At 69.4% G+C, this 13,753-nt stretch carries 7 protein-coding genes, 1 pseudogene and 1 riboswitch; of the genes and pseudogenes, 6 read left to right on the forward strand and 2 right to left on the reverse strand.

The genetic code is table 11. The features are described from left to right. Nucleotides 1-36 precede the first annotated feature (36 nt). A pseudogene (locus tag SCATT_RS29760) lies at nucleotides 37-4,315 on the reverse strand (HAMP domain-containing protein). 358 nt (nucleotides 4,316-4,673) lie between these two features. On the opposite strand from SCATT_RS29760, the gene glgX reads away from it, so the two are divergent. Then, a complete protein-coding gene (glgX, locus tag SCATT_RS29765) occupies nucleotides 4,674-6,815 on the forward strand; it encodes a glycogen debranching protein GlgX (protein WP_014626794.1) in 2,142 nt (713 codons plus the stop codon). A gap of 2 nt (nucleotides 6,816-6,817) precedes the next feature. Here glgX and SCATT_RS29770 read toward each other — a convergent pair whose 3' ends face one another. Next, nucleotides 6,818-8,797, reverse strand: coding sequence for an amino acid permease (locus tag SCATT_RS29770; RefSeq protein ID WP_014151688.1), 1,980 nt, complete (start codon nucleotides 8,795-8,797; stop codon nucleotides 6,818-6,820). Between the two features lie 649 nt (nucleotides 8,798-9,446). Between SCATT_RS29770 and SCATT_RS39115 the strand changes: the two genes are divergently transcribed. The 5 genes from SCATT_RS39115 to SCATT_RS29795 all read left to right on the forward strand — a co-directional run bounded on the left by SCATT_RS39115 (nucleotide 9,447) and on the right by SCATT_RS29795 (nucleotide 13,291). Further along, the gene (locus tag SCATT_RS39115) at nucleotides 9,447-9,593 is read left to right on the forward strand and encodes a hypothetical protein (RefSeq protein ID WP_014151686.1); all 147 of its coding nucleotides are present in this window, start codon (nucleotides 9,447-9,449) and stop codon (nucleotides 9,591-9,593) included. Then, entirely contained in the window at nucleotides 9,590-10,192 is a 603-nt protein-coding gene (locus tag SCATT_RS29780) for a PRC-barrel domain-containing protein (protein WP_014151685.1), read from the forward strand. The genes SCATT_RS39115 and SCATT_RS29780 overlap by 4 nt, the downstream gene beginning before the upstream one ends. Beyond that, complete coding sequence (locus SCATT_RS29785) at nucleotides 10,189-10,641, forward strand: PRC-barrel domain-containing protein (protein ID WP_014151684.1); 453 nt, start codon at nucleotides 10,189-10,191, stop codon at nucleotides 10,639-10,641. The genes SCATT_RS29780 and SCATT_RS29785 overlap by 4 nt, the downstream gene beginning before the upstream one ends. Before the next feature lie 164 nt (nucleotides 10,642-10,805). Next, nucleotides 10,806-10,979: riboswitch (M-box (ykoK) riboswitch) on the forward strand. 321 nt (nucleotides 10,980-11,300) lie between these two features. After that, the gene (locus SCATT_RS29790; RefSeq protein ID WP_014151683.1) at nucleotides 11,301-12,947 is read left to right on the forward strand and encodes an NRAMP family divalent metal transporter; all 1,647 of its coding nucleotides are present in this window, start codon (nucleotides 11,301-11,303) and stop codon (nucleotides 12,945-12,947) included. A gap of 86 nt (nucleotides 12,948-13,033) precedes the next feature. Then, entirely contained in the window at nucleotides 13,034-13,291 is a 258-nt protein-coding gene (locus tag SCATT_RS29795) for a hypothetical protein (RefSeq protein ID WP_014151682.1), read from the forward strand. The last annotated feature ends 462 nt before the right edge of the window (nucleotides 13,292-13,753 follow it).

Here is a 13,753-nt window from a genome sequence, read left to right on the forward strand (position 1 = left end):
CTACGAATGCTCCTAGGCCGAAGGGCGCTCGCGCGCTCACGCGGACAGCCAGCGCCGGACGCAGGCGATGAGGTCATGGGTGTCGACCGGTTTGGTCACGTAGTCACTGGCACCCGCGGCCAGGGATTTCTCCCGGTCGCCAGGCATCGCCTTGGCGGTGACGGAGATGATCGGCAGCGCGGCGTACTGCGGCAGCTTGCGGATCTCGGCGGTGGCCGTGTAGCCGTCCATCTCCGGCATCATCACGTCCATCAGCACCAGCGCGATGTCGGGGTTGCCGAGCAGCGTGTCGATGCCCTTGCGGCCGTTCTCCGCGTGCAGCACCCGGAATCCGTACATCTCCAGGATCCCGCTGAGGGCGAACAGGTTGCGCGCGTCGTCGTCGACGACCAGGACCGTACGGCCGCCGAAGCTGTCGTCGACCGGCGGGGCGAGCTTCTGCCGGTCCTCGGTGCGGACCAGGGAGAGCACGTCCCCGGGTTCCTCCGCCGAAAGGTGCAGCGCGATGCGTTCCCGCAGTTCGTCCAGGCCGGACAGGAACTCCAGCGCCCCGTCGTCCTGGTGCGAGCCCAGTGCCTCGTTCCGTGCCACGTCCGGCCGGCGACCGCTGTGGATGAGCACCGGGACGCCGGCCAGACCCGAGTCGCCGCGCAGCGCTTGAAGGAAGCGGCCCGCTTCCCCGTCCGGCATGTCGAAGTCCAGTACGACGCAGTGGCACGGTTCGGCGGCCAGCGCGCCCGCCGCCTCCTGCGCCCCGACGGCGGTGATGACGTCCACCGCGGACAGCGGGGAGCCGTCGTCAGGGTTGTGCCGGGCCATGTCACCGACCACGCTCTCGGCCACCAGGGTCAGCAGCCCGCGAGGCCGCTCCTCCACGATCAGCAGGCGACGCTTGCGCTGCCGGGTGCAGGGTGCCTGCGCCGGGGCGGTGGCCGGCATGGTCGTGGCGGCCGGGACCAGTTCGGCCGGCTCCTTCGGCGCGGGACGGCCGGTACCGAGCATCTGCTCGTACTCCGGCCGGGCCGCCGGCAGGTACAGGGTGAAGGTGCTGCCGCGGCCGGGGGCGCTGTCCACCGTTACGGCGCCGCCGAGCAGGTGAGCGATCTCGCGGGTGATGGACAGGCCGAGGCCGGTTCCGCCGTACTTGCGGCTCGTGGTGCCGTCCGCCTGCTGGAACGCCCCGAAGATCGACTCCAGGTGCTGCTCCTGAATGCCGATGCCGGTGTCCTCCACCCGGAACGCCACGACGCCGCCGCCACGCACGACGCCCTGCGGCACCTCGTCGTCCGTGGCGGGCTCGATGGCCAGCTTGATGCCGCCCTTCTCGGTGAACTTCACCGCGTTGGACAGCAGGTTGCGCAGCACCTGCCGCAGCCGGGAGTCGTCGGTGAGCAGGTCGCCGGGGGCACCCGGCGCGGTGCGGACGGCGAAGTCCAGTCCCTTCTGGGACGTCATCGGCCGGAACGTCGCCTCCACGTAGTCGATCAGCTGGCGCAGCGACACCCGTTCCGGGGCGACGTCCATCTTGCCGGCCTCGACCTTCGACAGGTCCAGGATGTCGTTGATCAGCTGGAGCAGGTCGCTGCCCGCGGAGTGGATGATCCCGGCGTACTCGACCTGCTTCGGGGTGAGGTTGCGTGAGGGGTTCTGGGCGAGCAGCTGGGCGAGGATGAGCAGGCTGTTGAGCGGGGTCCGCAGTTCGTGGCTCATGTTGGCCAGGAACTCCGACTTGTACTTCGAAGCCAGCGACAACTGCTGGGCGCGGGCCTCCAGTTCCTGCCGGGCCTGCTCGATCTGGAGGTTCTTCGCCTCGATGTCGCGGTTCTGCGTCGCGAGCAGGGACGCCTTCTCCTCCAGTTCGGCGTTGGAGCGCTGCAGTTCCTCCTGCTGGGACTGCAACTCGGCCGAGCGTGCCTGCAGTTCGGCGGTGAGCCGCTGCGACTCCTGGAGCAGCTCATCGGTGCGGGCGTTGGCCACGATCGTGTTGAGGTTGACGCCGAGTGTCTCTCGCAGTTGTTCCAGGAAGTCCCGGTGGACCGGTGTGAACGCGGCGACCGAGGCCAGCTCGATGACGCCGAGCACCTGGTCCTCGAAGAGGATGGGCAGCAGGATCAGCGCGGCCGGCACCGCCTGGCCGAGCCCGGAGGAGATGGTGACGTATCCCCCGGGCAGGTCGTCGACGGTGATGGTGCGGCGGCTGCGCGCGGCCTGGCCGACCAGCGAGCGGCCGAAGGAGAACCGGGTGGGCCGCTCGTCGTCGTCGGGCCGGCCGTAGGAGCCGACGAGCCGCAACTCGGGGCCGCGCTCACCGTCCTCAGCGAGATAGAAGGCGCCGTACTGGGCCGCCACCAGAGGGGTGAGCTCCTCCATGATGAGTTCGGCCACCACGGGCAGGTCCCGGTGGCCCTGCATCAGGCCGGCGATGCGGGCGAGGTTGGTCTTGAGCCAGTCCTGCTCCTGGTTGGCCTGGGTAGTCTGACGCAGCGACTCCACCATGGAGTTGATGTTGTCCTTGAGCTCGGCGACCTCGCCGGAGGCTTCGACCGTGATCGAGCGGGTCAGGTCGCCCTCGGCGACGGCGCTGGCCACCGCGCCGATCGACCGGACCTGGCGGGTGAGGTTGCCGGCCAGTTCGTTGACGTTCTCCGTGAGCCGCTTCCAGGTGCCCGAGACGCCTTCCACCTCGGCCTGGCCGCCGAGGCGTCCTTCGGTGCCGACTTCGCGCGCGACGCGGGTGACCTCGTCGGCGAACGCGGACAACGTGTCGACCATCGTGTTGATGGTCGTCTTCAGCTCCAGGATCTCGCCCCGGGCGTCGACGTCGATCTTCTTCGACAGGTCGCCCCGGGCCACCGCGGTCGTCACCAGCGCGATGTTGCGCACCTGGCCGGTGAGGTTGTTCGCCATGGAGTTGACGTTGTCGGTGAGGTCCTTCCACGTCCCGGCCACGTTGGGCACGTGAGCCTGGCCGCCGAGGCGTCCTTCGGTACCGACCTCCCGGGCGACGCGGGTGACCTCGTCGGCGAACGCGGACAACGTGTCGACCATCGTGTTGATCACGTCGGCCAGCGCGGCCACCTCTCCCTCGGCCTCGACCGTGATCTTGCGCGAGAGGTCACCGCGTGCGACAGCGGTGGCGACCTGGGCGATGGAACGCACCTGACCGGTCAGGTTCGACGCCATCACGTTGACGTTGTCGGTGAGGGCCTTCCAGGTGCCCGACACCCCCTTGACGTCGGCCTGGCCGCCGAGGCGTCCTTCGGTGCCGACTTCGCGCGCGACCCGGGTGACCTCGTCGGCGAACGCGGAGAGCTGATCGACCATCGTGTTGATGGTGTTCTTCAACTCCAGGATCTCACCCACGGGCATCGACAGTGATCTTGTGGGACAGGTCCCCCTTGGCCACCGCCGTCGCCACCTGGGCGACGTTGCGAACCTGCGCGGTGAGGTTCCCGGCCATGAAGTTGACCGAGTCGGTGAGGTCTCGCCACGTTCCCTTGACACCCTTGACGTCGGCCTGGCCGCCGAGGCGTCCTTCGGTACCGACCTCCCGGGCGACCCGGGTGACCTCGTCGGCGAACGCGGAGAGCTGATCGACCATCGTGTTGATGGTGTTCTTCAACTCCAGGATCTCACCACGGGCATCGACAGTGATCTTCTGGGACAGGTCCCCCTTGGCCACCGCGGTGGTGACCTGGGCGACGTTGCGAACCTGGTTGGTCAGGTTCCCGGCCATGAAGTTCACCGAATCGGTCAGGTCCCGCCAGACACCGGCGACCCCCGGAACCTTGGCCTGGCCGCCGAGGCGTCCTTCGGTACCGACCTCCCGGGCGACGCGGGTGACCTCGCCGGCGAACGCGGAGAGCTGGTCGACCATCGTGTTGACGGTCTCCTTCAGCTGAAGGATCTCCCCGCGGGCCGGCACGTCGATCTTCTGCGACAAGTCGCCCTTGGCCACCGCGGTGGCCACCTGGGCGATGTCACGGACCTGAGTGGTCAGGTTCCCGGCCATGGCGTTGACCGAGTCGGTCAGGTCGGCCCAGGTTCCGGAGACCCCCGGCACCTCCGCCTGCCCGCCGAGCGTGCCCTCCGTGCCGACCTCCCGGGCCACCCGGGTGACCTCGGAGGTGAACACCGACAGCTGGTCGACCATGCCGTTGAACACGGTCGCGATCTCGCCCATCAGACCGTCGACGTCCTCCGGCAGCCGCGTACCGAAGTCGCCGTCCCGCACGGCGGTCAGCCCGGCCAGAAGCCGTAGCAGTTCCTGGTCACCCGGCACCGCGTCGGCAACCTCGATCCTGTCGCTGCTCATACCCACCCTCGCCCCGCTCCCCAGGAGCCCTCGCACGGCGAGGGCTCGTCCGCCCCGCCGGGCCCCGCGGGCCCGTGACGCAGTTGTGCGTCTCCGCATGTCACGGATGCGCACGATGAGAAAAATACGAGGCAGGCTACCCCAACCGGGTGGCGCGGGACAAAGATCGCGGCACCCGGCGGTCCCCCGAGGAACCGCAGCGGCAGCCGCGTCCGCCGGCAGTCGACGAGCACAGCTTCCGCGGTGGTGGCGTCCTGGCCTGGCCGGGCGGGTGCGCACGCATGGTCACCGGTGGCGCGGGGAAAGGGAGAACAACGGGTGCGGGCTGCCCGCCGTCCGTGCCGGGGAGGCGCCGATCATGCGTATATGGCAGGAGAACACCGAGGTGGGCCCGCGACCGGGTCGGATGTCGCCCTTGGGCGCGACGTTCGACGGTGCGGGGACGAACTTCGCCGTGTTCTCCGAGGTGGCGGAGCGCGTGGAGCTGTGTCTCTTCGACGAGGACGGCGCCGAGGAGCGTGTCGCCCTCAAGGAGGTGGACGGCTTCGTCCACCACATCTACCTGCCCGACATCGGCCCGGGCCAGCGCTACGGGTACCGGGTGCACGGACCGTACCGGCCCGAGCGCGGCGAACGCTGCAACCACCACAAACTGCTGCTCGATCCGTACGCCAAAGCGATCGAGGGCGACGTCGTGTGGGACGAGGCGCTCTTCCCGTACCACTTCGACGCCCCCGGCCGGCGGAACGATCTGGACTCCGCCCGGTACGCGCCGAAGTCAGTGGTGGTGAACCCCTTCTTCGACTGGGGCAGCGACCGCCCGCCGCGCACCCCCTATCACGAAACGGTCATCTACGAGGCCCACGTGAAGGGCATGACGAAGACCCATCCGGCGATACCGGAGGCGATGCGCGGTACGTACGCGGCGCTGGCGCACCCGGCCATGGTCGACTACTTCGTCACACTGGGCGTCACCGCGGTGGAGCTGATGCCGGTCCACCAGTTCGTCGACGACCACGTGCTGGTCCAAAAGGGCCTGTCGAACTACTGGGGTTACAACACCATCGGCTTCTTCGCCCCGCACAACGCCTACTGCTCGTCCGGGCAACGGGGTGAGCAGGTGCAGGAGTTCCGGTCGATGGTCAAGACCTTGCACGAGGCGGGCATCGAGGTGATCCTCGACGTCGTCTACAACCACACCGCCGAGGGAAACCATCTCGGGCCGGTGCTGTCGCTGCGCGGCCTGGACAACGCTGCCTACTACCGGTTGTCGGACCAGGACCCGCGCTTCTACTGGGACACCACCGGCACCGGCAACAGCCTGCGGATGAACCACCCGCACACGCTGCAACTGATCATGGACTCGCTGCGGTACTGGGTGACCGAGATGCACGTCGACGGCTTCCGCTTCGACCTGGCCGCCACCTTGGCCCGGCAGTTCCACGAGGTGGACCGGCTGTCGTCCTTCTTCGACCTCGTCCAGCAGGACCCGGTCATCTCGCAGGTGAAGCTGATCGCCGAGCCCTGGGACGTCGGCGACGGCGGCTACCAGGTCGGCAACTTCCCGCCGCTGTGGACCGAGTGGAACGGCAAGTACCGCGACACGGTGCGCGACTTCTGGCGCGGCGAAGGTGGCACACTCGGTGAGTTCGCCTCGCGTCTGACCGGATCGTCCGACCTGTACCAGAACGACGGCCGCCGCCCCTACGCGTCGGTCAACTTCGTCACCGCGCACGACGGGTTCACGCTGCGCGACCTCGTCTCGTACAACGACAAGCACAACGAGGCGAACGGCGAGGACAACCGCGACGGCGAGAACCACAACCGTTCCTGGAACTGCGGCGCGGAGGGCCCCACCCGCGACCGTGACATCCTGGCGCTGCGTTCGCGTCAGCAGCGCAATCTCCTGACCACCCTGCTGCTTTCACAGGGCGTACCGATGCTGCTGCACGGTGACGAACTCGGCCGCAGCCAGCACGGCAACAACAACGCCTACTGCCAGGACAACGAACTGGCCTGGATCGACTGGCCGAACGTCACCGAGGCCAGCGAACTGCCCGAGTTCACCCGCCAGCTGATCGCCTTGCGCCGCAAGCATCCCGTCTTCCGCCGGCGCCGGTTCTTCAAGGGCCGCGCCCCGCGGGACGGCCGTACGGGCGAGAAGGACATCGCCTGGTTCACCCCCGCCGGGCACGAGATGACCGGCACCGACTGGGAGACCGGCTTCGCCAGGTCCCTCATGGTCCACCTCAACGGCAAGGCCATCACCGAGCCGGACGCGCGGGGCCTGCGGGTCGAGGACGACTCGTTCCTGTTGCTTTTCAACGCCCACAGCCAGGCGCTGGGCTTCACCGTCCCCGAGGAACTCGATCCGTGGTGGGCGGTGGAAGTGGACACCGCCATCCCGTACACCGAGTACCGGCCGCTGATCAAGAGCGGCAGCAAGGTGGAAGTAGAGGCCCGTGCCATGCTCGTCCTGCGCGCCCACCAGGAGGGGTGACCTCAGCTCACGTGGACGTGCGGCCGGCGTCGCGGGTCCGGCTCGGCGCGGCGCAGCACCTCGCGGGTGACCGTGGCCACTTCGCCGTCCCCGAAGACCAGGAAGCGCAGCAGACGGCCCACCGGCCCGCCCTCGGTCCAGCTGAAGTACACATGCGGCACCTCGCCGGTGAGGTCTCGTAGCTCCAGCAGGATCGCCGCGATGGTGTTGGGGATCGTCGGGCCCTGCACCCGCAGGCGGGCCGCTCCGTCCCCCTCGGTGGCGTGGACGGTGACGTCCGCCGTGAAGTCCGACGAATCCCGCACCGACACTTCGAGGAGAAGGGGCGGCCCGCCGACGGGGACTTGAGCCGGCGCCTGCGGCATGAACCCCGGGGAGTTCCCGTGCTGTTCGGCTGGCTGATGAGCGATCAGCTGGAGCGGGCCCTCCGCGGCGGCCCGCCGCACCACACGCCGCGCCCGCGGATCCAGACGGACGTCCCCGACCCGCAGTTCGAACGCCCGGTGCACCCGCGAGCCGAAGGAGGTGACCAGGATGGCCACGGTGAAGATCGCCGCGATCTTGATGCCGTCGGGCCGTTCGACCACGTTGGCCACCAGGGTGTAGCCGAAGACCGTGGTGATCGAAGCGAAGCCGACGGTCGCCCACCGGTGGCCTCGGCGGTGCACCGCGACCGTGGAGGCGAAGGATGCCGACAGCATCAGCACCAGCATGCCGGTCGCGTAAGCGCCGCTCTGCCTGTCGACGTCCGCGTGGAACCACAGGGTGATGAGGACGGCCGCTGCCATCAACACGAGCACCAACGGGCGTACGGCCCGTGTCCATTCCGGCGCCATGCCGTAGCGCGGGAGGTACCGCGGGACGAGGTTCAGCAGGCCGGCGAGTGCGGAGGCTCCGGCGAACCACAAGATGGCGATGGTCGAGACGTCGTACACCGTGCCACCCGCCTGCCCGAGGTACTGGTGCGCCAGGTAGGCCAGGGCGCGGCCGTTGGCCGGTCCGCCGCTTTTGAAGGCGTTCTGCGGGATGAGGATCGTCGTCGTCACGCTGGACAGCAGGAGCAGGCAGCTCATGGTGACGGCGGCCGTGGTGAGCAGTCGGCGTGTCCCGCGGATGCGGCCCTCGGGCCTTTGGTACGTGTCCGACGGGTCGCCCTGGACCTGGGGCATCACCGCGACGCCCGTCTCGAAGCCGGACATGCCCAGGGCGAGCTTCGGGAACACCAGCAGCGCCACGCCTGCCATGGCCCACGGGGAACTGTGCGCCGCCGTCATCGCCTCCGTCCAGTCACGGATCCGCACCGGATGACCGACGACGTGCCACACCGCCACGGCGAGCACGACGACATTGACGGCGAGGTAGGCGCCCACCAGCACCACCGCGATGCCGATGGCCTCACGGAAGCCCTTCAGGAAGACAGCCGCGAGTATGCCGATCAGAACGAGCGTGATGGACAGGTTGGCGCTGTGCGACCAGTGCGGGGCGAACGGGTTCTCCACCACGTGCGCGGCGGCGTCCGCGGCCGAGAGCGTGATGGTGATCATGAAGTCGGTCGCGGCGAACGCGAGCAGCACCAGCACGAAGATCTTCCCGGGCCACCACGGCAGCAGCCGCTCCAGCATGGCGATCGAGCCCTCGCCGTGCGGACTCTCGCGCGTCACCCGCCGGTAGACCGGCAGCGCACCGAACAACGTCAACGCGATCAGCACCACGGTGGCGAGCGGAGACAGCAGGCCGGCCGCGAGCGCGGCGATACCGGGCTGGTAGCCGAGCGTGGAGAAGTAGTCGACACCGGTCAGGCACATCACCCGCCACCACCGGTGCCCCTCCTGCTCGGGACGGGGCCTACGGTGTGGACCCGGGTGCCGGGCCGCCTGCTCACTCAGGCCCTGCAGAAGCCAGGCCCGCCACCGGCCCGGCGCGCCGGCCGCCTCGGGTGCGCGGGATCTGCTGCCGGCGTCAGCCTCCTCCACGTCGGTCATGCGACCCCTTCCGCAGTCGATGGTCCCTGGTCACGCCGATCCGCAACCGGCAACGCCACCCGTCCCCTTGACCTCATGGACGGCACTCGGCACGGCCACCGATACCCCGCCACGGGTCGCGCAATCAGGGCACGGCTCAGAACCGATCAGCGCGCGTCAGCGGCATCGTGTTCTCCAGCTCATCGAGTCCGCTCGTGTCCGACCACGTGGGTCCCCGCAGCCACCAGCACCTCAGCGGTCGGCAAGGACAGCAGGGTGGCGAGTGCGCTCAACTCCTCCTCGGTGGGCCGGACGGGACCCGTCGCACCGTCCTCCCCGAAAGCCTTGATCCGCGGCGTCCGGATGCCGGTCCGGGCGGCAACCGCCTCGGCCGACAGGCCCCTTCGGCTCATGGCCCTTTGAAGTAGCCCCGCAAGCGCGTCCATCGTCGCCTCCTGCTCTCGACTTGTGAGCGCTCGCCTACCCACCGTGCACGAACCGACACGTCCCGAGCGCGGCGGCGCACGCGCTACCCCGCACGGCCCCTCCAGGAGAAATCCACCCGCCACCCACCCAGAGCATGCGAGCTCGTACCCCGGGTAAGCGCATAGCCGAAGGACCGCCGGACGAAGCGACGGCCATGGTGAAGGCGGTATCGAGGAGGTCGGCGATGGAATGGTGGGGTTGGGTGGTCTTCCTCGTCGCGGTGGCGGGCGTGCTCACCGCAACAGCACTGACGGTTCAGGCCAGACGCCGCAGCGGCACGGTGATCGCCATCCGTTCGGGCCGTGTCTCCGGCCGGGAGGGTCCGCGGTGAACGCCTACATGCTCGCCTCGGAGCTGACCAAACGGGTGGTCGTGACGTTGAGCGGCGAGGCGGTCGCCCAGGTCAGGGACACCGTTTTCGACGCACGGGCCGGCCGGATCACCGGCTTCACCCTGAGCGGGCGCGGGCTGCTGGCCGGCCCTCTCAAGGCGAGCCTGCCCTTCTGCGAAGTGCACGCCGTAGGACCGTCCGCCGTGATGATCCCCGGTGAAGCGGCCCTGGAGAAGCGGGAGGCGGTCATCGGTGCCGGAGAAGCCGAACGCGGTCAGGTCATCGGCGCGCCCGTCCTCACCGACCAGGGGACGGAGATCGGCACGATCCAGGATGTCGTGGTCGAGGCCGGTCGCAGCGGACGCGTGATCGGCTTCGAGATCGCCGCCAACGAGAACCTGGATCGCGAGCAGCGCAAGGCGTTCATCCCCCGAGGAGAGACGCTGGCCGTCTCCGGGCGCGCACTCGTCGTCCCCGCGCACGCCCGTCACTTCCTCGCCGACGACCTGCCCAGCTTCAGCGCCCAGGTCGAAGCCTTCCGCGCCCACCGCGCACAGCCGTACGCGGACACGGCCACCGCGGAAGGAGGCCAGGCATGATGCTGTTCACCCAGGCCCAGGGGCTTCCCGTGATCACCGCCGACGAGGCCGAACCACTTGGCCGGGTGGAAAGCCTGACCATCGACGCGCACACCAGGAGCATCGCCTGCCTGCGCCTGTCCCAAGCCCCGAAGCACGCCGCGGCCATCGCCTGGGACGCCGTCGAAGCCGTGGGGCCCGACGCCGTCATCGTGCGCTCCCGCACCGCCACCGATCCCGGCCAGAACACCTTCCCCACCCACCACGAGGCCCTCGGCCGGCGCGTCCTGACCGAAGACGGCACCAGTCACGGCACCGTCAAGGACATCGCCTTCGACAACACCACCGGACAACTCCGCACCCTGTACACAGCTCTCGGCGACATCCGCGGAGACCGACTGCTCGGCCTTGGTTCCTACGCCGTGGTCGTACGCGCCGACCCTTCTTTGACGAAGTCCCCGCAGCCGTAACGCAATCGGTGCCGCGGGTCGGCAGGCGGTCGGACGGGGCCCAGGTACGAGCGGCGCCCCGGGCGGGTTTCGCGGCTGCCGCCACCGGGCTCCGGCAGTGTCAAGAGTCCGCCATGGAGTTGCGTCGACGCGCAAGTGTCGGGCTACACTCGTGGAGGTTTGAAGAGGCACCTCGTTCGGTGAGGCGTCTGCACGGACACAGGCCACTGACCCCACGACGTCGAGAGACGCCCAGGGTCAGGACAGGTCTCCCCGGCCTAAGGGGTGACCCCAAGTGGCTTCCCCGGTACGGGGATCACGCCGTGGAGTGCCAAAGCTCTGACGAGTTGGGGTGAGCCGGCCGCGTTGATGCGGGACCGGCCGCTCCTTGCCGAGTCGATGACGACGCGCACGGTCGCGTCCCGGCCGGAAGGAGGCGACAGACATGGATTGCAGTAGCAGTCCGGGCCATCATCGGCCCCATCCCCGCTTGTCCTCGCATTCTTCCGGCACGCGGTAACCATCCTCCCTGCGCGGCCCCTCGCCGGCCCCGCGACCCCTGTGTGCGCACCCGCACGGCCCTTGTGCCGCCGCGGGCCGCCGTCCTGCGCCTCCGCGCAGGGGGGATGGCTGCTGCGTGCCCCCTGTCCGCCCCCTCCCGGGGGTACGGGAGGTACGCCATGACCCACACCACCACGGCCACCCCGGTGGAAACCCCCCGCGCCACGGCGGTACTCGACGACGCGCACGTCGGCGACATCCGCGGAGCACTGGGCACCATCCGCCTCGACGACACCGCACCGCGCACCGGCCTGACCGCGAAACTCAAGACGCTGCTGGCGATCGTCGGCCCCGGACTGATCGTGATGGTCGGCGACAACGACGCCGGCGCGTTCGCCACCTACGGCCAGGCCGGCCAGAACTACGGCACCCACCTGCTGTGGACACTGCTGCTGCTGATCCCCGTGCTCTACGTCAACCAGGAGATGGTCCTGCGCCTCGGCGCGGTCACCGGCGTCGGCCACGCCCGGCTGATCCTGGAACGCTTCGGGAAGTTCTGGGGCGCCTTCAGCGTCATCGACCTGTTCCTGCTCAACGCCCTGACCCTGGTGACCGAGTTCATCGGGATCACCCTGGCCGCCGGATACCTCGGGCTGCCCAAGGTGGCCGCGGTGGTCCTGGCCGCCGCCATCATCATCGCCTCGGCCTTCACCGGCTCCTTCCAGCGTTTCGAGCGGGTGGCCATCGCACTGTGCGCGGCCTCGCTGCTGCTGGTGCCGATCTACTTCATGGCCCACCCGGCCACCTCCACGATGGTCCACGACTTCGTGGTCCCCGGCATGCCGGGCGGCTCCGGCCAGCTGGCCACGGTGATGCTGCTGATCATCGGCATCGTGGGCACCACGGTGGCACCCTGGCAGCTGTTCTTCCAGCAGTCCTACGTCATCGACAAGCGCATCACACCGCGCTTCATGAAGTACGAGAAGGCCGACCTGTGGATCGGCATCGCCGTGGTGGTGATCGGCGCCGCGGCCATGATGGGCTTCACCGCCGCCACCTTCGCCGGCACCGGCGGCCAGGGCCACTTCACCGACGCCGCCGGCATCGCCCACGGACTGGCCGCCCACGCCGGCAAACTGGCCGGAGTCCTCTTCGCCATCGCACTGCTGGACGCCTCCATCATCGGCGCCTTCGCCGTCTCCCTGTCCACCGCCTACGCCATCGGAGACGTCCTGGGCCTGAAGCACTCCTTGCACCGCGGTGTCGGCGGCGCCAAGGGCTTCTACACCGTCTACGCCGCACTCGTGGCCGCCGCCGCCACGATCGTGCTGATCCCCGGCTCCCCGCTCGGCCTGCTCACCGAAGGCGTCCAGACCCTCGCCGGCGTCCTGCTGCCGTCCGCCTCGGTCTTCCTGCTCCTGCTCTGCAACGACAAAGCGGTCCTGGGCCCGTGGGCCAACGGCCCGAAGACCAACGCCTTCACCTCCGCGGTCGTCGGCGTCCTGGTCACCTTGTCGGTCATCCTCACCGCCGCCGTCCTCTTCCCCGACATCTCCGCGAACACCATCCTCGACATCATGGCTGCCTGCGGAATCGCCGGCGTACTGGCCGCGGGGTACGCCTTCACCCGCCGCCGCACCGGCACCAAGGAGGACCCGATCGACCGCACCGGCCGGGACACCTGGCGGATGCCGCCCCTGCACACCCTGACCCGGCCCACCATGTCCACCGGCTACAAGCTCGGCATGGGTGCCCTGCGGACCTACCTGCTCATAGCGATGGTCCTGGTGATCTTCAAGATCGTCCAGGTCGCGCTCAGCCACTGAGCCCCCGTACGGCGCCGGCACGCCTGCCCGCCGGTCGCCGTCGGCCCCCTGCCCGGCAACCCCTTCACACGGAAGGAGAAGCCGTCATGCCCGTCACCAGGCACCTCGCCGCCGTGCCCACCCTGAGACTCACCCTCCACGACGGCGCCGAACGCTCGTACCTGCTCGACGACCCTCTCACCGTGCCGACCGCGGCCGTTCCACCCCAGGCCGTCTATGAACCGCGAGTCCACATCGCCTATCTCCTGGCCCGGCAGGGCCACCACGCGGACTGGCTGGCGCGCTTCACCGACCTGCCGTACTCGGCCGCGCACCGCATCACCCAGGCCGCGACACCCCCGTAGCCCGGACACCCGACGGACCTGACCGACCGGCCACACCACCGTGCGCCAACGCACTCCTCCCAACCTCCCCGACAACGCGCCTTCCGGAGGTGACCTGTCATGGCACTCTTCCCGGCTCTGCACACCACATCCACCACCCCACGGGAGCACCGCTCCCTGCGCGCCCTCCTCTCTGGCGCCATCCGCCGTATCGCCGACAGCCCCTTGGACAGCCCTGTCCTGGCGGCCCTCCCCGCTCACCAGACCGTAGACCGGTCCGAACGCGCCCGTCGCAGGCCGCATGCCCAGTGGCAGCGGGTAACGGACCGCGAGGGCAAGCCTCGTTTGATCGCCACCTGGCATGCGGGCGGGTGAGCGGCACCAGTCGTTGCCGCCGGTGATCGGCTCCGGGCCGGGAGTTGTTGGTCCTTGACGACCGCGGTACCCGGCACCGGCCCGGCCCGGTCGTTTGCGGGGCCCGTC

Origin of the sequence: Streptantibioticus cattleyicolor NRRL 8057 = DSM 46488, assembly GCF_000240165.1 — a bacterium.
GTDB classification, from domain to species: domain Bacteria; phylum Actinomycetota; class Actinomycetes; order Streptomycetales; family Streptomycetaceae; genus Streptantibioticus; species Streptantibioticus cattleyicolor.